The sequence below is a fragment of the Bacteroidales bacterium genome, assembly GCA_012519055.1.
Lineage (GTDB): Bacteria > Bacteroidota > Bacteroidia > Bacteroidales > Salinivirgaceae > JAAYQU01.
Genome location: JAAYQU010000017.1, coordinates 1 through 22644 on the forward strand (window position 1 = coordinate 1; position 22644 = coordinate 22644).

Annotated in this window: 21 protein-coding genes and 1 tRNA gene; 10 read left to right on the plus strand and 12 right to left on the minus strand. The window is 36.6% G+C overall.

From position 1 onward, the window contains the following. The 6 genes from GX311_03660 to mraZ form a co-directional block, all read right to left on the minus strand. Positions 1-1093 (minus strand): phospho-N-acetylmuramoyl-pentapeptide-transferase (locus tag GX311_03660; protein NLK15475.1); only part of this gene is annotated, 1093 nt, incomplete at its 3' end. A 12-nt stretch (positions 1094-1105) separates the two neighbouring features. Beyond that, complete coding sequence (locus tag GX311_03665) at positions 1106-2566, minus strand: UDP-N-acetylmuramoyl-L-alanyl-D-glutamate--2,6-diaminopimelate ligase (protein ID NLK15476.1); 1461 nt, start codon at positions 2564-2566, stop codon at positions 1106-1108. Between the two features lie 18 nt (positions 2567-2584). Continuing rightward, the gene (locus GX311_03670) at positions 2585-4723 is read right to left on the minus strand and encodes a transpeptidase family protein (GenBank protein ID NLK15477.1); all 2139 of its coding nucleotides are present in this window, start codon (positions 4721-4723) and stop codon (positions 2585-2587) included. A 20-nt stretch (positions 4724-4743) separates the two neighbouring features. Next, positions 4744-5169 (minus strand): hypothetical protein, encoded by a 426-nt coding sequence (locus GX311_03675; protein NLK15478.1) that lies wholly within the window; start codon positions 5167-5169, stop codon positions 4744-4746. After that, on the minus strand, positions 5159-6073 hold the full coding sequence (rsmH, locus tag GX311_03680; GenBank protein ID NLK15479.1) for a 16S rRNA (cytosine(1402)-N(4))-methyltransferase RsmH: 915 nt from the start codon (positions 6071-6073) through the stop codon (positions 5159-5161). Before rsmH ends, GX311_03675 begins: the two co-directional genes overlap by 11 nt. A 13-nt stretch (positions 6074-6086) precedes the next feature. Further along, positions 6087-6536, minus strand: coding sequence for a division/cell wall cluster transcriptional repressor MraZ (gene mraZ / locus GX311_03685; GenBank protein NLK15480.1), 450 nt, complete (start codon positions 6534-6536; stop codon positions 6087-6089). A 293-nt stretch (positions 6537-6829) separates the two neighbouring features. Here mraZ and dprA point away from each other — a divergent pair, with 293 nt between their 5' ends. From dprA to GX311_03735, 10 genes are all read left to right on the plus strand, one after another. Next, positions 6830-7939, plus strand: a complete 1110-nt coding sequence (dprA, locus tag GX311_03690) for a DNA-protecting protein DprA (GenBank protein ID NLK15481.1) — start codon at positions 6830-6832, stop codon at positions 7937-7939. A 12-nt stretch (positions 7940-7951) separates the two neighbouring features. After that, positions 7952-8716, plus strand: coding sequence for a TatD family hydrolase (locus GX311_03695; protein ID NLK15482.1), 765 nt, complete (start codon positions 7952-7954; stop codon positions 8714-8716). A 20-nt stretch (positions 8717-8736) separates the two neighbouring features. Beyond that, positions 8737-9771 (plus strand): asparaginase, encoded by a 1035-nt coding sequence (locus GX311_03700; protein NLK15483.1) that lies wholly within the window; start codon positions 8737-8739, stop codon positions 9769-9771. Positions 9772-9852: 81 nt separating this feature from the next. After that, positions 9853-9941, plus strand: a tRNA-Ser gene (locus tag GX311_03705). A 73-nt stretch (positions 9942-10014) separates the two neighbouring features. Further along, positions 10015-10839 (plus strand): MotA/TolQ/ExbB proton channel family protein, encoded by an 825-nt coding sequence (locus GX311_03710; protein NLK15484.1) that lies wholly within the window; start codon positions 10015-10017, stop codon positions 10837-10839. A 6-nt stretch (positions 10840-10845) separates the two neighbouring features. Then, positions 10846-11349: a hypothetical protein gene (locus GX311_03715; GenBank protein NLK15485.1), complete on the plus strand. Its 504-nt coding sequence runs from the start codon at positions 10846-10848 to the stop codon at positions 11347-11349. Positions 11350-11398: 49 nt separating this feature from the next. After that, the gene (locus tag GX311_03720; GenBank protein ID NLK15486.1) at positions 11399-12061 is read left to right on the plus strand and encodes a biopolymer transporter ExbD; all 663 of its coding nucleotides are present in this window, start codon (positions 11399-11401) and stop codon (positions 12059-12061) included. 2 nt (positions 12062-12063) lie between these two features. Continuing rightward, a complete protein-coding gene (locus GX311_03725; GenBank protein NLK15487.1) occupies positions 12064-12528 on the plus strand; it encodes a biopolymer transporter ExbD in 465 nt (154 codons plus the stop codon). 204 nt (positions 12529-12732) lie between these two features. Beyond that, a complete protein-coding gene (locus GX311_03730; protein NLK15488.1) occupies positions 12733-13179 on the plus strand; it encodes an SPOR domain-containing protein in 447 nt (148 codons plus the stop codon). A 175-nt stretch (positions 13180-13354) separates the two neighbouring features. Beyond that, complete coding sequence (locus GX311_03735) at positions 13355-15253, plus strand: amidophosphoribosyltransferase (protein ID NLK15489.1); 1899 nt, start codon at positions 13355-13357, stop codon at positions 15251-15253. Positions 15254-15489: 236 nt separating this feature from the next. Here the strand turns inward: GX311_03735 and GX311_03740 are convergent, their stop codons facing one another. The 6 genes from GX311_03740 to GX311_03765 all read right to left on the minus strand — a co-directional run bounded on the left by GX311_03740 (position 15490) and on the right by GX311_03765 (position 22567). Next, on the minus strand, positions 15490-16422 hold the full coding sequence (locus GX311_03740; GenBank protein NLK15490.1) for a GNAT family N-acetyltransferase: 933 nt from the start codon (positions 16420-16422) through the stop codon (positions 15490-15492). Positions 16423-16490: 68 nt separating this feature from the next. Beyond that, complete coding sequence (locus GX311_03745; GenBank protein NLK15491.1) at positions 16491-17297, minus strand: glycerol acyltransferase; 807 nt, start codon at positions 17295-17297, stop codon at positions 16491-16493. A gap of 138 nt (positions 17298-17435) precedes the next feature. Further along, positions 17436-17951 (minus strand): hypothetical protein, encoded by a 516-nt coding sequence (locus GX311_03750; GenBank protein NLK15492.1) that lies wholly within the window; start codon positions 17949-17951, stop codon positions 17436-17438. 8 nt (positions 17952-17959) lie between these two features. After that, positions 17960-18595: a 30S ribosomal protein S16 gene (locus tag GX311_03755; GenBank protein NLK15493.1), complete on the minus strand. Its 636-nt coding sequence runs from the start codon at positions 18593-18595 to the stop codon at positions 17960-17962. Between the two features lie 153 nt (positions 18596-18748). Beyond that, complete coding sequence (locus tag GX311_03760) at positions 18749-21889, minus strand: T9SS type A sorting domain-containing protein (GenBank protein ID NLK15494.1); 3141 nt, start codon at positions 21887-21889, stop codon at positions 18749-18751. 165 nt (positions 21890-22054) lie between these two features. After that, positions 22055-22567, minus strand: a complete 513-nt coding sequence (locus GX311_03765; protein ID NLK15495.1) for a CvpA family protein — start codon at positions 22565-22567, stop codon at positions 22055-22057. Between the last annotated feature and the right edge of the window lie 77 nt (positions 22568-22644).

Here is a 22644-nt window from a genome sequence, read left to right on the forward strand (position 1 = left end):
ATATTCGCCTACCCTCTCCATATTTACGTTTTGTATATTTGAAATATGAAACCTGCATTATTACCGACAAGTTTTCAACTAAGAAAATACCACACAATACAGGGATTAAAAGCTCTTTTCTGATTAATACAGCGTAAACAGCTATAATTCCACCAATTGTCAAGCTTCCTGTATCTCCCATAAATACCTGTGCAGGGTATGAGTTGTACCATAAAAAACCAACCATAGCTCCAATGAATGAGGCGATGAATACGACCAATTCGCCAGTATCCGGTATATAAAATATATTCAGATAGTTTGCATAAATGATGTTACCCGACAGATAAGCCAAAACTCCGAGCGTAACACCCATTATTGCGCTACTCCCAGTTGCGAGTCCGTCTAGCCCGTCGGTTATGTTGGCTCCGTTAGACACAGCAGTTACAATAAATATCACAACAGCTATAAACACCACCCACGACCATTTTTCAGCATTTTTGTCGCTTAGGAAAAACAGAAGTCCCTTGTAATCGCCACTATTGTTTTTAAAGAATGGTACGTTGGTTTGTGTGGTTTTTAAGTCAGCCTGTGGCGTGTCGATTTCGCTAACAATAGCTGTCTCTGGCACAGCTGTTGTATCTCTTATAACAATGCCAGGGTGTAGCCACATGGTTAACCCAACTATTAATCCTAAACTAACTTGCCCTATTATTTTGAATTTACCGGCTAATCCTTTTTTATTCTTTTTTAACACTTTGATATAGTCATCTATAAAACCGATAGTACCCATTAGTAGAGTGGTTATTAGCATTAAGATTATGTAAATGTTGTGAATTTTTGCAAATAAAAGCGTTGGTATTATTATCGAGGCAATGATAATTATACCACCCATTGTAGGCGTACCTTTTTTTTGCATTTGTCCCTCTAAGCCTAAATCTCGGATAGTTTCGCCTATCTGTTTCTTTTGTAGGAATTGAATAAGCCGTTTCCCGTAAACAATTGAAATTATAAGGCTTACAGAGAAAGTTAACGCTGCACGCACAGTAATATATTGGTACAATCCCGAACCGGGTACCCCCATATCATATAAAAATTCGCCTAAATAGTAAAACATAGCTCTATCTGTTTATTTATCAATAGTTTTTAAAATAGCAATTGCTTCAACCATGTCGTCAAAAGGATGTCTAACACCTTTGATCTCCTGATAGTTTTCGTGTCCTTTGCCGGCTATCAAAATAATATCTCCTTGCTGAGCCATTGTACAAGCGGTTTTTATTGCTTCACGCCTATCGGGATTTTTTATATAAACCGATTTGTGTATCTCTTTTAATCCGGCTTCCATATCGGCGATTATCGCCAAAGGCTCCTCGCTGCGAGGATTATCGCTTGTGAGTATAACCATATCGCTCTGTTTGGCAGCCTCTTGCGCCATTAGCGGACGTTTCGTTTTATCGCGGTCGCCACCTGCGCCTATTACCGTGATAACCTTTTCGTCTCCCGTGCGAATATCATGTATAGTCTGCAAAACATTGGTCACTGCATCTGGCGTATGGGCGTAATCGACAATAACAAAAACGCCCGATTTTGACATGTATCGTTCAAATCGTCCTTTTACTGGTTGTTGACGGCTGATTGCGGTTAATGTCTCTTGCTGTTCAAAGCCCAACAATATACATGTTCCAAATGCTGCCAACAGATTGTAAGAGTTAAACTCGCCTGTCAATGATGTCCATATCTCTATATTGTTGATATCTAACAGCATTCCCTCCAACTGTTTTGAAATTAGTTTTGCCTTGAAATTGGCTGGTCGCAGTAGTCCGTAAGTTTTTTTGTTGGCTTTGCTGTTTTGAACCATAATCTTACCGTTTTTGTCATCTGTGTTGTACAGGGCAAACGATTTTGGTGGTAACATGGTAAAAAACAGTTGCTTAGCGGCAATGTACGAGTCCATTGTTTTATGGTAATCTAAATGGTCTTGCGTGATATTCGTGAACACTCCACCCACGAAATGCAGTCCTGCTATTCGATTTTGAATAATCGAATGTGAACTTACTTCCATAAAACAGTATTCGCAACCTGATGTAACCATTTCAGCCATAATACGGTTTAGTTCAATTGCATCAGGTGTTGTAAGTGACGAGGGATATTCTTTGTTGTTTATCAATATTTTAACTGTCGAGAAAAGACCGCAAGGATAGCCTAAGTCGCTTACAATTTTATATAGGAGTGTGGCTGTTGTTGTTTTGCCGTTGGTTCCTGTTATTCCCACAAGTTTAAGTTTCTCCGAGGGATTATCGTAGAAATTTGAGGCAGCCATACCAAGAGCATTCGAAGAGTCTTTAACTTTCACATAAACAACGTTTTGCATTAACGTCTCGGGCAAGTTCTGACAAAGAATAGCAGTTGCACCATTATTAATAGCAGTTTCAATAAAGTTGTGCCCATCTGCGTTAGTACCGCAAATTGCAGCGAACAGTGAGTCTTGCGTGCATTTCCGCGAGTCGATGCAAATAGAGCTGATGTCAATACTATCGTCTCCTTGTATTGACTCAACTGAAATGCCCTTTAATACTCTCTCTAACCTCATTTGCTTTCGATTACGGATTTAAAAATTTTTCGATAACTCCAACACAATATACTCTCCTCCACGGACAGTTGAATTTGGCTGTAAACTTTGACGGGTAACAATTCCACGCCCTCTGACTTCAACTCTTAGTCCCGCATTTTCGCAAACCGACAACGCATCTTTAATCCCCATTCCCATAACATTTGGAACTTGTTTAGGATAAAAAATTCGGTTCTGTATTTTTATTTTATCGTCAAGCTTGGTTGTTACAACCCATTGACTATTTTGACCAGATAAGTTTTCTCTTGGAACATCGAAGAGATTTAAAATTTTCAGTAAATCTTTCTTATTCCCCGAAAACGTATATGGTACTAACTCTTCATTTTTAGCTAATTGTTTGTCTAAAGGATCAACCATGTCGGGTCTTGTTGCGTAAACCTTATCGGCTATCTCCTTAAAAACAGGTCCTGCAACGGCATTACCATAGTATTGACTGTTAGATGGCTCATTTACAATTACAATGCAGGAGTATTTTGGATTCTTCGCAGGAAAATATCCAACAAACGTCGCCAAATAGCTGATTTTGCTCTGATACTCATACCCATATTTTGCATTAGCTATTTGCGCAGTCCCTGTCTTTCCGGCAATTTTGTAAGCGTTTTTACTAAGATTTCTCGCCGTACCATTTTCTACAACTCCCTCGAGCATCTCTTGAGCAAGTTTAATAACTCTTGGCGAAGCTATGCGACTATCGATTATTTCGGTTGGGAACGATTCAATTAAGGTTCCGTGTTTATAAATTGCCTTTACAATTTTGGGTCTTACCATAACTCCATTATTTGCAATGGCGTTATAGAAAGTTAATATCTGTAATGGAGTAATTTGAAGCTCGTATCCATAGGACATTTGACAAAGTGACACTCCACTCCAAAGTTTATCTCCCGGGTATTTAATATATGGTATTGCTTCACCCAACAAATCTATGCCCGTAGGTTGATTAAGATGATAACGATATAGCTTTTCAACAAACTCTTTAGGCTTGTCGCCGTAGTATTTTTGTATTATCTTAGCAACGCCCACGTTTGAGCTGTATTCCATTACTTGTTTCGTGGTTATTTTACCAAACCCACCTTTTTTACCGTCTTTGATAACTATATCAAAAACCTTCATCTCTCCGTTGCCGGTATCAACAATATCTTCAAGGCCTATGTGTCCATCTTCAAGAGCAATCATCAGAGAGGCGAGCTTAATGGACGAGCCCGGTTCGGTGCGTTCTCCGACGGCAAAATTGTATGATTCTACGTAATTGCCAACAGATGTGCGCATTAGATTCGACATGGCTAAAATTTCACCCGTCTCAACCTCCATAAGAATCGCTGCTCCGTGCCTTGCGTTATGTTGTTTAAGTGTTTTTATCAGAGCATTGTGAGCAACGTCCTGTATGTTTATATCAATAGTTGTTAGGATATCGTTGCCTTGAATTGGATCAATGTCGTTGTCGCTTCCCACCGGCTTCCAGAAGTTTCCTGCTACTCTTTGTTCAAGTCTGCGTCCTTCGACTCCTGAAAGTAGTGAATCGTAGGTTGCCTCAATACCAACACCTCTAAAATTACCCGATTCGGTAATGTAACCTATCGAACGTGAAGCCATTTCTCCAAACGGCTTAACCCTTCTATATTTCATTTTGACAATTAGTCCACCTTTGTATTGCCCGGCACTGAAAACTGGAAACTTGCGAAGTCTTTTTAACTGTTGGTAGGTTACACCCTTTTTTATCAAATAGTAACGTTCTTGCCGATATTGGGCTGAAAGCAATTCGCGCTTATATTGACTTGCGCTTTTGTCGCGAAATAGATTTGAAAGCAGATACGAAAGACTATCAATTTTATTTCTAAACAGATTAACATCTAATGAAGAGCTACCCAAATCCATTCTTATTTCATAAACGGGAACGCTGCTAGCCAACAATCTTCCGTCACGTGCTCTAATATCTCCGCGGTTTGGCTCTATTTGCGTTGTACGGAAACTTCGTTGCTCAATTTTTTTCCATTTTTCACCTTCGAACCATTGGAGACGAAAAACATTAATCACAAGAAAAATCAAAAAAAGCAGAAGGAAGAAATAGACAAAAGTCAATCTTCCAACTATTTGCGATTTTATTGTTTTTTCTTTACTCATGTTTCGAAATATGCAAGTGTCTAATCTTTAATAGTTTTGCGATTTATTAATTTTATATCGCTATCATGCAAAACAATCTTGTATGGTGGTTCTAAGTTCTCTTTTAATCCAAGCGAGTGTTCTTTACAAAGTTTTGCTACTTCGGTCTGATTACTCATCAACATTAACTGAGACGATATTGAAATTGCCTCGGGTTGTAACTCTTTAATTTCAAGTTCTAATCGTTTACGGTCTCTTAAGATGCGTTCTGAATGAAAGGTATTTGCAATGTAAAGTATGCCCAGAAAAACTAAAAATAGAATGAATGGCAACTGATTAAGAAAACCATCTTTCCCTAGAAACGAGCCGTCAAGTATTACTTGAAAAAAACTTGTTTTTCTCTTCTCTTTTTCTTTTTTATTACTCTGTAAGTCTTCAAACTCCTGATTTTGTTGACTATCCTGCATTATGTACTCTCCTTTGGGCTATTCGTAGCTTTGCACTTCTTGAACGTGAATTACGTTCAATTTCCGCTTGGCTTGGTGTAACTACTTTTTTATTTACTAATTCAAAAGGTGTAATTAAATTTCCATAAAAATCCTTATTGGGTACTCCTTCAAAATTTCCAAATTTGAAGATATTTTTAACCAATCTGTCCTCAAGCGAATGATACGTTATTACTACCATTCGTCCGCGAGGATTTAGAACCGACATCGACTGTTCCAACAAATCTTTCAATGCTCCTATTTCGTCATTCACTTCAATTCTAAGTGCCTGATATATACGAGCAAGCGATTTATATCTGAATCTTTCCGGAACAACATCGTTTATTGCTTGCAACAAGTCGCCGGTTGTATTTATCGTGTTCTCTTGCCTGTAATTAACAATTGCTTGAGCTACCGCCCATGGCTTTTCAACCTCACCATACTCCTTGAAAATCTGAGTCAAGTTTTCGGGAGAATATTGATTTACAATATCAGATGCTTTCAGCGTTTTGTTGCGGTTCATTCTCATATCAAGCTCGGTGTCGAATTTGAAAGAGAAACCGCGTTCGCTCTCATCAAAGTGGTGTGAGGAAACACCGAGATCTGCTAATATTCCGTCAACCTTATCAATTTTCAAATATTTCAAAAAGTATTGTAAGTATCTGAAATTGTTATGAATAAATATAAAATTATCACTATCGGGCGTATTTTTTTTAGCCTCGTCATCTTGATCGAAAGCAATAAGTTTTCCGGTTGTAATATTTTTCAGGATTGCGCGGGAGTGACCACCACCACCAAAAGTAACATCAACATAAATACCGTCCGGCTTTATGCTTAAGCCCTCAATACTCTCTTCTAAAAGTACCGGTATGTGGTAGTCGTTCATAGCCGAAATAAAATTATGAGTTCATTACTTTTTTTGCCAACTGCTCAAAGTCTGGAGAGTTGTCCCATAAGCTTTGGTACATCTCTGCACTCCAAATTTCAATTTTGCCATCTTGACCAGACAAAACAATCTCTTTTGTAATTTTGGCAAACTCTAAAAGTCGTTTAGGGATAAGTATCCTGTTAACGTTGTCGGTAGAAACCTCTATTGCACCCTTTGAAAAACTTCGCAAAAATTGGTTGTGTTCTCTGTCGAAAGGGTTAAGTTTGCTGCGTATTATTTGGTTTTGTCTATCCCATTCCGATATTGGATAAAGCACCAAACACTGTTCATACATATCCTCCTTTAGAATAAAAACTTCACGTTGGGGTATGTCTCCAACCTGCTTGATAAAAGCGGTAGGAAGCACTATACGTCCTTTGGCGTCTATACGAATGTTATATTCTCCAATGAAGGTTACCATAATGAAACAACTTTGAATGTGTAAAAATACAAACAATTTTCCCATTTTCCCCCATTATTTCCCACTTTTTCCCACTTTGTTAATAACTTTCTTTTCTTATTTCTTTAAAACCGTTACACTATAAGGCTTTAGAGGGAAATAAAAAATTAGAGTAGGTGCGAATTATTAGAACACAGATGACACAGATGTAACGGATTTATGCAGATTTTTAAAACTTTTAACATTACAAACTTTCACTTTTTAACTCAATTGCTAATTGTTTATGTATTTTTGTCTTTTCGAATTAATGGAAGATGACAGATTCTTTGCTCTATTATACCGTTGCCTTAGCATTAACACCCAATTTAGGTCCAATAACCGTTAAAAAGTTGGTTGCTTATTGTGGCAATGTAGAAGATGTTTACAAAAAACGAACAAAGGATTTGATAAAAATTCCGGGATTAGGAAAAACGACAGTTGAAAAAATAGATTTCGACAAAGGGAAAGAGCTGGCTGAAAGTGAAATTAAATTTTGCGAGAAGCACAACATTAAGATTACAAGCTATTTAGATAAAGATTATCCAAAAAAATTGTTGCAATGTCCGGATAGTCCCATAGTTATTTTTACTAAAGGAAATTTGGAGTGTCTTAACAAATCCAAAGTGTTATCAATAGTTGGAACAAGAAACTCGACAATGTATGGCAAAATGATGGTCGAGAACCTTATCCGTGATATAAAAGCCCGTTCGCACGATATTACGATTGTAAGTGGCCTGGCTTATGGTATTGATGTTATTGCGCACAGGGCTTCTGTCTCTCAAAAAATCCCTACAGCAGCTATTTTGGGTCATGGATTGGATAAAATATATCCAGCGCAGCATAGGAGTGTGGCACTCGATATTTTAAAAGATGACGGGGTTTTGGTCACCGAATTTCCTCACAATGCGAAATATGAAAAGTCAAATTTTCTAAGACGCAACAGGATAATCGCAGGATTAAGTGATGCTGTACTAATAGCCGAGTCCGGTATCACAGGCGGAGCTTTAGTTACAGCCGATTACGCGCAAGGATATGACCGTGATGTTTTTGCCTTCCCCGGGAAAATTGGCGATCAGTATTCGGCAGGCTGCAACATGCTGATTAAAAGAAACAAAGCAGTGTTATGCGAGGGTCTTTCTGATATAGAATATATTATGAATTGGGATATAAACACTCCAAAACTGGTTCAGCAGCAGATTTTCGAACCGCTGAGCGAAGCTGAAGAGACAGTTTTTGAACTGTTTGAAGATGATCAGCCTGTAACGATGGACTACTTGGCAGCCAAGCTATCAATACCCGTACATAAAGTAGCCGCCACGCTATTAGAGATGGAATTTAAAGGAGTAATAACCGCACTGCCCGGAAATCAATATCGCAGAGTTTAAAAACAGTGAATAATGATTGACACACACTCACATATATATTTACCACATTTTGACAATGACAGAGCTGATATTATCAAAAGAGCAAAGGATAGTGGGGTAGAAGCGATTTTACTTCCAAATATCGATAAATCGACAATAGAGCCGTTAAGGCAACTATGTTACGATTATCAAGGATACTGTTTCCCAATGACGGGCTTACACCCTACTAATGTTGACAAGGATTACAAAAGCCAATTGACCATAATAGAAAAGCAACTCCTCAAAAATGACATCATTGGAATAGGCGAAACGGGAATCGACCTATATTGGGATAAAACATATATCAAGGAGCAGATCTCGGCTTTTGAATATCAGTTAAGATTAGCCAAGGAGACAAATTTGCCAATTGTAATACACGCCAGAGAGTCGTTTGATACAATTTTCAAGGTGTTCGATAATTTTGGAGGAGAGTTGCCCAGAGGAGTTTTTCACTGTTTCACAGGAAATACTGAGGAGGCAAAGCGTGTTATAGATTATGGAATGCTTTTGGGGATAGGAGGAGTAGTGACATTTAAAAATGGAGGGCTTGGTGAAATCGTAAAAACCGTATCACTAAAAAATATTATTTTGGAAACCGATAGTCCCTACTTAGCACCGTCTCCTCACAGAGGTAAACGAAATGAACCTTCATATTTAAGCTTGATATTGAAAAAAATTGCCGAACTTCGTAACGATTCAACTGAAAATATTGATATGCAAACCACAGATAACGCAAAATCACTATTTTTGAATCGATAAACGCCTAAATAGTAAAAGAGATGAGTAAACGACCAAAAATATTGCTTATATACACGGGTGGAACAATAGGTATGGTAACAAATCCTAAAACAGGAGCATTGTATCCAGTTGATTTTGATCATATTCTGCAACAAGTTCCTGAACTTTACCGCTTGGGCGTAAATTTAGAATCAATAACATTTAGCCCTGTCATTGATTCTTCGGACATGAATCCTGAAATTTGGGCAAGGCTTGCATCCATAATCTACGATAATTATGACAAGTACGACGGCTTTGTAATTTTGCATGGAACTGATACCATGTCGTATACAGCATCTGCACTGAGCTTTATGTTGCAAAATCTTTCAAAACCCGTTGTACTTACAGGTTCACAGCTTCCTATAGGATTAATTCGTACTGATGCCAAAGAAAACTTAATTACAGCAATAGAGATAGCTGCTGCATACGAAGATGAAAGCGCGATTGTCCCGGAAGTTACAGTTTATTTTGAAAACAAGTTGTATAGAGGGAATCGTACAACAAAATATAATGCCGAGTATTTCAATGCTTTTACCAGTGATAATTATCCGCCATTAGCTAAAGCAGGAATTAACATTCACTATAATCGTAAGTATATAAACAAGGTAAAGAAAGGTGAGTTTTCTATAAAAACCAAAATGGAGACAAATGTTTTAGTTTTGAAAATATTTCCGGGCATGACACCTGAAGTATTATACCATATTTGTTCTACTCCAGGTATTAAAGGAATTGTATTAGAAACTTTTGGTTATGGGAATGCACCTACAAATCCTGAGTTTATTCAGATATTGCAAGAAACAACAAAAAGAGGTGTAATAATAGTTAATGTCACACAATGTAGAGCTGGAAGTGTAAATATGAACAGTTATGAGGCGGGAGTAGGATTGTTGGAAGCAGGCATAATAAGTGGGTTCGATTCTACTACTGAAGCTGCATTAACCAAGCTAATGTATCTTTTGGCGAATTGTAGTGACAGAAAATCGGTAGTCGAGAATATAAAAAAATCAATAAGAGGAGAAATTAATCCAAATTTATAGCAGAAAAGTAAAAAAAAGTCATTAATTTGCGCCCTGAAATAAAAACTGTTTGTGAAAAGAGGTATGCCTGACAGATTTTTTGGAGAGATGGCCGAGTTGGTCGAAGGCGCACGCCTGGAAAGTGTGTATACCTCAAAAGGGTATCGTGGGTTCGAATCCCACTCTCTCCGCACAAATATTTAGAGAAAATACTAAAATTAAACATAAATTTTGCTAATTTTAAACAATAAATTAAAAAAAACCATGAAAAAATTATTTCTATTCTTTACCGTAATCGGTATGCTTTCATTCGGAGTGTCAACAAACGTTAAGGCACAAGAAGGCGCGGAAACAACTGAAATCGCTGACACAACCCAAGTTCTGGCAGACACAGAGGCTGAAGCAACTGAAGAAGCCGTTGTAACTGAAGAACAAGCCCCTCAAGGAGGACTTGTAGCAGTACACCAAGCATTAAAAGTGAAATTTATTGAGGGTGGTCCTGGCTTTATGTCTGCTCTTTTACTTTGTTTGGTATTAGGTTTGGCATTGGCTATTGAAAGAATTATCTATCTTAACCTTGCTTCAACTGATGCTGACAAGTTGTTAAAAAGCATTGAAGAGTCATTAAAGAACAACAATGTAGAGGAAGCAATGGAAACATGCCGAAACACACGCGGACCTGTTGCATCTATTTTCTATCAAGCCCTTAGCCGTATAGATGAAGGCATGGACGTTGTCGAAAAATCTATCGTTTCTTACGGAGGTGTTCAAACAGGATTAATGGAAAAAGGCTTATCTTGGATATCTCTATTTATTGCAATTGGACCTATGCTTGGTTTCTTGGGAACAGTTATCGGTATGGTTCAAGCGTTTGACGCAATTGAAATTGCAGGTGATATCAGCCCGACACTTGTTGCTGGTGGTATTAAAGTTGCTTTGATTACAACCATTGGAGGTTTGATTGTTGCTATGATTCTACAAATTTTCTACAACTATCTTATAGCTAAAATTGACGGAATAGTCAACACAATGGAAGATTCTTCTATCACCTTAATTGATATGATTACTGAATATAACAAAAAAAAATAGTTTGATATGACTGATAGATTAAGAAAAATAACGTCTCTAATTTTAACTATCTGCCTTATAGTAGGACTATTGTTAGGGGGATATTTTTTATATCAAACAATGACAATGGAGCCTGTGCCCGAAAGCGTAATAGTTCCTTCGGAAAAGGTAGATTGGGCAATGGAAAGAGTTGGTGGTTCATTAGCAATATTTCTCGATTATACATATATATTGCTTGCTGTAGCCACCGTATTGGTTTTAGCTTTTGCCATTATTGTAGCGTTAAGTAGTAAAAAAACATTTATAAGATCAATAACACGTATAGGTTCTTTAGTTGCGGTTATTTTAATAGCATACATCTTCGCAACATCAGAGATACCAATATTCTTTGGTTATGAAAAATTTGGCATAACGTCAACAACTGCTCTGATGATTGACTTAGGATTAAAAACAGCCTACGTGCTTTTAGTTATTGCAATTGGTGGAGTTATATTCACAGGTTTGAGAGGATATTTTAAAAAATCCAATTAACCCCTTGAATGTATAAAACTAATTTTACTAACTCAAAAACAATTATATTATGCCATCAGATAAAAGAAAAGTACCGGAGATCAATGCAAGCTCAATGGCTGACGTTGCTTTCTTACTTTTGAGTTTCTTCCTCGTTACAACAACAATGGACGTTGATACAGGATTGGCGAGAGTACTTCCCCCAATACCTGATGAAAACATCCAGAAGAAAGAGGATGTTAAAATTAAAAGAAGAAATATTTTGGTTGTGTTGATTAATAGGGCAGACAGATTTCTCGTAAACGGGCAAGAGATGTCTTTAGTCGATCTAAAAAGAAAGGCTAAGGAGTTTATTCAAAACCCGAATAATTTAGAGGATTTACCGGAATTTGAATACAAACGAATAATGATAGCTAATCCTGATTATGTACCCGGTAGTGACGAACCACAGAGAATATCTCATAAGCATTTTGACAGAAAGTATCCCGAAGGATTTCCTATTAGTATGGGTGTAATCTCGCTTCAAAATGACCGGGGAACATCATACAAACGGTATATAGAAGTTCAAAACGTTTTGGTAGCAGCGTACAACGAAGCCAGAGACGAGTTGGCTATGCAAGAGTTTGGTAAACCATTTGCACAGCTTATTAACCAGGAAGATGTTGATGCAATCAGGAGTGCAATACCTCAGAAAATTTCAGAGGCAGAGCCAAAAAATGTTGGAGGAAGATAGATATGAGTAGATTTAAAGATGATAAACCGAGAGAGGTGCCTGCTGTTTCAACAGCATCGTTACCTGACGTTGTGTTTATGTTACTGTTCTTCTTTATGACTGTAACATCAATGCGTGAGACTGAGTTAAAGGTCAAAGTTTATGTTCCGGCTGCATCGGAAGGAGTTAAGCTTGAAAGAAAGTCTTTAGCCAGTAATATTTATGTTGGAGTTCCGCTACCCGAACTTCAAAAGATGCTTGGAACGGAGCCAAGGATTCAGTTAAATGATAGTTTTTCAACAATTTCTGATATACAGACGTATATTGCCAGTGAAAGAGAAGCGAGAGATGAATCAGAGCGTCCTTTCCTGACAACTGTACTGAAAGTTGACGAAAATGTTAGAATGGGTATTGTAACTGATATTAAGCAGGAGCTAAGAAGAGCCAACGCTTTGAAAATAAGCTACAATTCCCGTAAGGTAGATTAAGAGTAGAATTATTATATATAGAGAAAATTGCCTAAAAGAAACCTCTTTTGGGCAATTTTTTATTTTATACTATTTAGTATTTTTTTCAGCAACATAAATTCCAATAGATTAGGCTTTGAAAAATCAAAAAAAACAACTTATTTTGTATTTAAGTCTAAAGACCTTGGCTTTTCGCTAACAGATTGAAATACAATAGCTTAAATTATGAGAAAACTTTTTTATATTTTTTGTTTTGTTCTAATACAATCAGGCTTGTTTTCTCAAGATATTATTAATGAACTCTCAATTCCTACCAAAGATTTTGGGAGAACCACTGTATATCAAAGTGAATCAATAAAAAACTTACTTGATAATGTTGTTATCCAAAATAAATCAATGGGAGGGAAAATACCAGGTTATAGAATACAACTCTTTAGCGACTATAAATCCGACGCAAGAGAACGCTCTTTAAAACTCAGATCAGACTTTATTAGTATGTATCCTGAGTTCGATCCAACAAGAATTTATAGCGAATATGAACCCCCTTTTGTAAAGTTGCGAGTAGGAGATTATCGTGATGAGAATGCTGCACTTATTGATTATAAGAAATTTGTTCAACAGTTTCCCGATTGTTACATTGTAAAAACATCTATTTTCTTTCCACCTCTTTAATAACGATACTTTTTAAAATAGCAGTGAAGATTTCAAATATAAACCAGCATGCCAATCCAAACCTTACAGACAGAGGTGTGATAATAAGGCTTGCAAATCTAATATTATCCTAAACTGAAAGAAGACTAACTAATATTTTTTAATTACAATCATTTAAACAGCAAACAAAAGAGTTATGAGTGACGCCCTTAAACACGAATGTGGAATAGCTTTTATAAGACTTTTAAAGCCATTAGAATACTATCATATGAAATATGGCTCATGGATGTACGGAATCAATAAAATATATTTGCTGATGGAAAAACAGCGAAACCGAGGACAAGATGGAGCTGGTTTGGCTTGTTTGAAATTAGATGTTCCAGCCGGCAAACGATATATATCTCGGGTAAGATCAAACTCAAGCAGGCCAATTGTTGACACTTTTGAAATGGTTAGGCGCCCAATTGAAGCTGTTGCTGAACGCAATAAAGACTTGGCTTTCAATCCCAATTATGCAATAGAAAATTTCGATTTTGCAGGTCAATTACTACTCGGGCATTTAAGGTACGGAACATTCGGGAAAAATGACATCGAAAATGTTCACCCCGTTTTGCGCGAAAACAACTGGAAAACAAAAAACCTTGTGTTGTCAGGTAATTTTAATCTTACAAATGTAGATGAAATGTTCGAACAGCTTCTAAGTTTCGGGCAACATCCAAAAGATTATAGCGATACAGTAACAATACTCGAGAAGATAGGATATCGCCTAGACCAGATGAACGAAAGGATGATTGAAGAGTATAAAAAAGAGGGATACAACAAAAGAGAGATATCATTACTAATTGAAGAAAATTTTGATTTAACGACAGTTCTAAAACGTGCAAGTGAAAACTGGGACGGAGGATATGTAATAGCAGGAATGGTTGGTCATGGCGACGCTTTTGTTATGCGCGATCCAAATGGAATAAGACCAGCAAGCTATTATGCTGATGATGAGCTTATTGTGGTAGCATCTGAAAGATCCGTTATTCAAACGGTAATGAACGTACCTGCTGAAAGAGTCAGTGAAATTAAGCCCGGGCATGCCTTAATAATTAAAAAATCAGGTGAATACATTATGCCTGAAATTAATAAACCCTTAGAGCGTAAAAGCTGTTCATTTGAAAGAATTTATTTTTCACGCGGAAGCGATGCTGATATTTATAAAGAGCGCAAGCTTTTGGGAGAATTGCTAACACCTCAAATTTTAAAAGCTATAGATAATGATACCGACAATGCCGTTTTTAGCTTTATCCCAAATACAGCTGAAACAGCATTTTATGGAATGCTTAAGGGAATAGAAACGCATATGTTGGAGTCAAAAATAGAACAAATAATATCTAGAAGAGGTAATCTTAGCAACGATGAGTTACGTGCAATAATAAATACACGACCACGTGTCGAAAAAATAGCTATAAAGGACGTAAAACTCCGCACATTTATAGCAGATGATAGCGGACGCCACGATTTAGTAGAACACGTTTATGACGTAACGTACGGGACAATTAACCCGGGAGTTGACAGGTTAGTAATTATTGATGACAGTATTGTTAGGGGAACCACTCTTAGACGTTCGATACTTAAAATATTGGATAGACTGTCGCCTGCAGAAATTGTTGTTGTGTCATCATCGCCACAAATCAGGTATCCTGACTGTTACGGAATAGATATGGCAAAATTAACGGAGTTTATTGCTTTTCAGGCTGTTATTAACTTATTGCGTGAAACAGGAAACAGCTCGTTGATAAACGATATATATAGAAAGTGTAAGGAGCAGCAATATAAAAACAGAAATGAAATTGTTAATTATGTTAAAGAGCTGTATGATCCTTTTACAGATGATCAGGTAAGTGAGCAAATAGCTCGTATTTTACAGCCGGGTATAAAATCGAAAGTAAAAGTAGTTTATCAGACTGTTGAAAATTTACATAAAGCTTGTCCAAACGATACGGGTGACTGGTATTTTACAGGTAATTATCCCACTCCAGGAGGAAATAAAGTAGTAAACACTGCTTTTATTAATTACATCGAAGGCAGAAACGTTAGGGCTTATTGATTGCCATTATATTAAAAGTAACCGTCATATTCTTCTGTGGTGGTTTCGATTGCTACGCACTCAGCCACAGTCAAAGTGACTATTAACACACTTTATAAACTTTTAATTTTATATGAGACGCCATGATATGATGTCTCTACAGCACCTTGACATTCAATTAATTGATTTCGATATCCTTCAACCTCTAACCACCAATTACCAACCGCCATTCACCTTTGATTGTTCATTGCACATTGCTAATTGTTTCTGCGGTATGTATTGATATGCCTATCAATCTTCGATTTATATATATCCCTTATATCAATTAGTATAGCTGTTTCTTCTACGTCGCCAAACTCATGGTTAAGTGATGTTCCAAAAGTACGCATTGAAGGAGAAAGGTTCATATAAGCGTTGATTAGAGGAGGAACATTTTCGCCAAGTTTACGTAACTCGCTGTTGAGTATTCGCTTGTTTTCGGTATAATCGTTGGAAGGGAACAGTTTTTCCAACTCCGGGACATTGAAGTTAAGCTCAAGAGGTTCTATAAGAGTTAGTAGATTATCAGGGTCGGGGAAGTGTTTATTGATAAAATAAAGCAGTATGTTGCGGGCTTCTTTATTATAGTGAGTGTACATAGTAACCTTCCCGAAAAAGTAATGCATATCGGGGTTCTCTACAACAATTGCTCCTAAACCATCCCAAAGATTATCAAGAGCAAAAATACTTTTCCGTGACGACTGCCCTGACTGATAATCGGGATGAACAAACGAACGTCCCAGCTCAATTGTGTAGGGGAGATACTCTTTTATAAATTTATCTGAAAAATTAAATAATTTGTACGTTGCCATTCTAATGTTTCCCAACTCATCAATTGAAGCTTTTTTGCCTATAAGAAAACGGTAACCTCCAACAATGACCTTGTCTTCTGGGGACCACACAATTAGCTGATTATAAGGAATATCTTGTAAGTCAAAGTTGTCTAAATCGCAACTTTTGCCAGTACCGCCACCAGCTTTACGAAAAGTTAGTTCGCGTAAGCGACCAACTTCTAATGTTAAATAAGGGGCATTGTGATGGTTGAATATATATATATCATTATTACCATAATTCGTTTTCCTTACAAACTTATCCGGAGTTAATTCCGATTCGATAACGTGTACAGGTACTGGGTCAATTAATTTTTCCATTTAAAAACTTGTTTGTATTTAGTAATAAGATAAATTAAAGTATGATGCAAATATAAACAACAGATAAGTTATTTTTCTAATGAATATACAATTTTTCTAATATCTTCTGTCCATTGTCTAACATTACTGTTGTTTTTAAGCTCCTCCCATGAAATTGGGTTCCCAAAAAATATTTTAAAGTGTGAGTTGTTTTGTCTGAACATTTCATCTGGCAAGAAAAACATCTCTATATTGGCTTTAATACCAAGTCGCTTTCTCCAATTTGCAATCCTGTAAAAACGTTTTGAGTTGTGTCCTTTGAAAAAAACTGGAACAATATCACGCTCATGTTCAATTGATTTTTGTACAAAACTTTTCTTCCACTCAAGGTCTGTTATTTTTCCTTTTATTTTTCGTGATGCCATTCCTGAAGGAAATGCAATTACTTGTAAATCCGAAGCATAAGTCTGGTCTATAAGTCTGGCAATCTCTTTTGACGTTGTACCGTATGAGTTAATCGGGACAAAAAGAGGGTCAAAAATCTCTAACTTCAACAATAAATCATTGACTAAAAATCGAGGCTCGCCAATATGCTCGTTTATAACATCTAATAGAGTAATGCCGTCAAGAGCACCTAATGGATGGTTGCTCGCGAACTGATATCTGTGATTTTTTTTGAGATTTTCAATACCAAACACTTCATATGTTACATTTAGGCTATCTATCAGAAATTTAACGCTATCTATTCCTTTCCTATCACCATTATTTCGTAAATGATCGTTGATATCTTTTACTCTCAAAACCTTTTTTATGATGTTCATTACAAATTTTGGTATCCGTTTTGCCAACTTCGGATTCTTTTCTTTAAATATTGCATCCAGATCAATTTGTAACATATTTAATAAAAATTAAGATAACCGCATAAATATACCACTAAGTTATAAAAATGTAACCAAAAAACTATCCAAAACTGAAAAAAGAATAGCGGTTAATTATAAATATATACAAAACTTTACCTAAAAGTATAGTATAAATTATAGACTAAAAAGTCCTGGAGGGCAATCTAAAACTATACGTTTGTTGGGAGTAAAATCTATAACCCAATCATCAACAATGGGTATAAAAAGCTGATTGCCATTTTCTTGGTTAATTATCATAAGAGGATTACCGGGAATGGTCTCAATATCGTTACACACGCCCAGAAAGCCATGTTTTTTATCGTGAACCTCAATGCCAATAACTTGTGCAATAAAATCAATTTTTCCGCGGTTAGCACTGCGTATTGGAGCAAGAACATCACAGCCTACGAACTCTTTGGCTTTTTCTATTGTGTCTATCAGTTCAAATTTTACAATATAAGAGTCGAAGGTTTTCTCTGTGATCTCCTCTAAAAAAATGGGAACCGGTAGTCCGTCCACTACAACGAACACCGGTTCCTCAAATTCTAAAAGTTCAAGATTGTAATCGGTTTTGATAATTAGGCTACCGTTAACACCATGTGTTTTGAGAATTGAGCCTATTTTGAAACAATCTGAAACTTTAACAGACATGCATTTTGTTACTTTTCTTCTTTTGGCTCGGCTTCAGCACTTGTTTCTTCAGCTTCACTTGTCTTTTCTTCGGTTTCGTCCACTTTAGCCTCTTCTTTAGCTTCATTCGCTTTAGCCTCTACCTCTGTTTCAACTGTCTTTTCTTCTGCTTCAGCTTCGCTTGCTTTTGCTTCCGCTTTTGCTTCTGCAGCTCTTGCTTCAGCCAATTTCGCTAAGCGCTCTTCGTTTTTCTTGGTTTCTGCTGCAATACGTGCTTTTGCTTTTGACTGTTTGTCTAATGTAAGTTTGTTTACTAAGCTGCTTACTTTAGCATCGTTTCTTGTTTTCCACTCATTGAAACGTTCTTCGGCAACTTCGACGGTAAATGCGCCTTTTGCCACACCTTTTAATAAGTGGCGTTTGTAAATAACACCCTCTTTACGCAGTATTGATCTTACTGTTTCAGATGGTTTGGCACCTTTGTCTAACCACGATAACGCTTTGTCAAAATCGAGCGTGATCGTAGCTGGGTTGGTGTTAGGGTTGTACGATCCTATTCGTTCAACAAATCTACCATCCCGTGGCGCCCTGCTGTCTGCTACCACTATGTGGTAGTATGGACGACCTTTGCGTCCGTGTCTTGTTAATCTAATCCTTGCAGGCATTTCATTATCGTTTTAAATTGTTAAAAAGTGGCGCAAAGATACGCTTTTTTCATTAAATAAAACAGTTATATAACTATTTTATTTTCATTTTGAAAAACAAAAACGTCTCTGTGCTAAAACTTATGCACAGAGACGTTATGTTTTATTGATGAGTTATTCAAATAAGAACTTATCTATTTTGTGATATCTGTCACTGGACACTTTTATAAAGTAGATACCTTTGGGCTGACCTTGTATGTCTATATTAAATTGAATACCGCTGTATATTCCAGAGGCAACAGTTTGTCCGTATATGTTAAATATCTGATAAGAACCGTTTCTCATATCCTCAGGCAAATCAACATTTATATAGTGTGATGCTGGATTAGGATACATTTTAACATGTGTATAAATGTCGTGGTCTTGTTCTCCTATTCCGACTATATAAGATGTATGTAGTGTCCAGGTTTTTACTTGTTTCGCTCCTTGCGCGTGTTGCGAAACAACTTCAAATACAACAAGTTTTGACAAGTCTATATGGCTTTTGCCGCTCTCAACTATGGTGTCATTAATTTTTACTATAGCTCCAGGTGATACGGTCCAAATTGGCTGAATAGAATCGAGCCTTGTTCCTTCAGGTAACGATAACAACATTGTGTTGTTGCTTTTGTATATAGTTGCGTAATATGGAATTGTATCTAGTTCAATAACCGTAACCGAATCTTCAATAACTTCATTTTGAAACACTAAGTGTACTTCAAATGATTCAAAATCGGCTTGTGAGTTTTGATTTGTTGTTACATTTATTTTCCAATCGTTGAAGTCGGTCATATTTTCGGCTTTCACTCTAAAAGTTACTTCCAATGTGAAGTCCATAATATTTCCACCACTTACAACAAGGCTTTCAGTACCATTTTGTAAATGATATGCTTTAGCTCCAGGAGATAAAATGAAAATTGGAACTAAACTGTTCACACTTGTAGAAGGTGGCAAATTAACCGATACAGTTTTGCCCTCTGTATCTATATCTGCTTGCTGTGTTTGTCCGATAAACCCGAATGATAAAATGTCGCAACCAGAAAGCAAATCGCCTTGTTCTGTTACTGTGACTGTCCAATCAGACTCAACACCTCCCTGTGTGACAAGCTTATAGATAACCGGATTTGTAAAATCATTGACAGTAGAGCCCGAAATTTGTATTGAATCGTTAATATATGCAGTGGCACCTGCTGTTATTTCGAACACAGGTATTAGTGCTGTTACATCTGTGTCATTTGGCATAACTACTAAAACCGTCTTGTTTGCTGAGTTTATAGTGGTTTGTCCTATCTGTCCATCAATATTGAACGATAAAAATTCAGCAGGTGGTTCGGGTCCTATATTAATTGTCACAGACCATTCTGACGAAGGGCTCTCACCATTAGTAATGGTGTAAATTACAGTAGTATCAGTAAAATCAACGACAGATGTTCCGCTTATTTGTTCCTCTTCTCCAATTTTGGCAACTGCATTTATTGAAAGAACAAATTCAGGTATAAGTGAGGTTACAACTGTACCGTAAGGCATTGTTAGTTCAACAGTTTTATCTTCAGCATTGATGATAGTGTTATCTAGCTGACCTTCAATACTGTATGCTAAAAAGTCTGTTTCTTCGGGGATATAGCCACCAGTGATGTTTGTGTAAAATGCGGGTGTTTTGTCAGTTACTATCAAATTATTTGAAGAGCCTATTTTTATACCACTATTGCCATACGATTGGTGATGATTCGGATCGTGTGCAAGTATAAGCTTTCTGGTTAATGTTTGGTTCGTAACCTTTAAAACTAAATAATAGCTTTGATTTCCGTCTAATTCTTGTGGTGTGCTAAATTGCAGATTGACAAATTTTCCTATATCTGCGGCAACAGGTTTATATACATTTGTTGTTTGAACTATTTCGTAGTTAGTGCCCTGTTTTTTAAATAGATATCCTTGTACTTCAATTGCTTGTGCATTTAAATGGTTTGGATTCTGATTAGGATGAATGAAAAAAGCCAAATTATTGAAAACAACTTTATTTGTTAGTATGTCTGGAATCCAAAATGCTTGTCCATAGCCATAACCTGCGGAAGAAGTGTCTGCTTGCAGAGCCAAATAGCTACTTGTTGAGCTAGTATCTATATATGAAAACAGGCCGTCTGTTATATTAATTTCAGATTCTTTTTGGTTTAAAGTTGAGTCTTCTAAACCGCCATCTGTAACACTTGTTGAAATTTTATATTTCCCGTGCAACTTTGGTCTGAAAGACGCTGTGTTTGTAAAAACGCCTATTTCTGATGGCTGTAAAGTTTGTGTCGAAGAATTGTTATTATAAACAGGATTTATCTGCTCAATATCTAAGTTACGAATAGTTGTGTGTGCGTAAACGTTTTCCCTAACTATACCGCCAAAATTTTGGGCTTGTGTTCTGAATTGAACAAACGTGTCAATCACAGATAATGGAATGTTTTTATATCCACCAAAATAATCTCTATGTAAGTCAACTTCAGAACTGTTCCCTCCCGGAATGTGGTAGTCACTCCATGTGTCAAGCACGCGTATATTTTTATCAAGAGGTTGATAAAACTTTATGTCGTCAATCATGAAAAAGTAGTGACTTGTACCGATTTGTGAAATACGGAAAAACAGTTGTTCTGGATTTATATTGTTCTGTTCCAATAACACTGTTAGGTTGAAATCAGCAACAGCCGCATTTTTTGAAGGAATATTTTCTATAAAGTCAATAGGTACTGTTACCGAATTAGTGCTATCTCTGAAAATTATACTTATCTCTGAGTTTACGGGTTTCAAAAGTTTGAAAAAATATTCCATTTTGAAGTGTACTTGTGAAAACTCTGAAATATTTATTGGACCGTATTCAACAGAAGCGTTCATTGGAGTTGCAGGCGAGGTAGATGTCCCATCATCGTTTGTGTTGTACCAATCTGACGGCAACAGTAAAAATCCATTGGCGTTAGTGGTGCTATTTATTTCTGCAGCTGGCGTTAGCTGGTTTTTAGGGACAGTGCCTCCGTTGGGACTGGTGTGTCGTCCACGAGGACCTTCGTTTGACCACTGCCAATAAAAATTGTTGTTTGTTATGTCAGAGAATGTCCATCCTTCGGGAAGTGCGGCTATATCAGTTACTCCATCAACAACAGTACTATCCCAAATAGCTTGGTCAAACGTTTCTTGCCAAATAATTTGTCCGGGTGCTTTCTCTTTATTCTGTGCAACTAATGTCTGTGTCAACATTATTAGTACAATAAGTAAATTGCTTGTAATTCTTAGGTGCATAATGTTTTGAGTTTTAGTTATAAATTCTTTTTTCTTGTATTAACGCATCTTAATGCTAATGTTAACTATAGTATGTCAACTTCATAAATCATTGCAATTTATATCTTTTTGTCCGAACTACTTTCATATTGCTTTTTATTTTGATAAGTTGCGTTTTTCTATAGATTAAAGTTGGGAGTTGTCGTGTTTTTTTATCCATTCAAAATCAAAATAGGAAAAAACAAATGGAGCAATAGATGCTACCGGTGTGTATAAAACACTTTTTTCAATAGTCTCTTTAGAGGTATATCTATAGTTAACATTTATTACGTTGTATAGCGATAAAAGTATGCTTACAATTAAGCCCCATTTTAGAGCTCCCAGCGCAGCACCAGAAATTTTAACCAAAATGCCTAAAGCGGCTGCACTAAGTATTTTGTCTAATGCTCTTGCTAAAAGATGTACAACAACAACAATTAGTATGAACGTAATTGAAAAAGCAATTATTGAATTGTATTCCGATACTAATCCAAAAGAGTTTGATAAGAGATTTGCCACGATATTGGAAAATTTTATAGATCCCCAAACACCTATTAGTAGCGCAGCTAACGAAGCTAAGGTTAAAATTAATCCCTTATTATAACCTTGCCACATTCCCCATAGCAAGGGTATTGCGATAATAATGTCAAAAGCGTTCATTAAATATGTTTAAGAAATAACGAAGTTCGGACATCCGATTTTTTACTTTTTAACAAAAATAATAAATAAGACGTTAC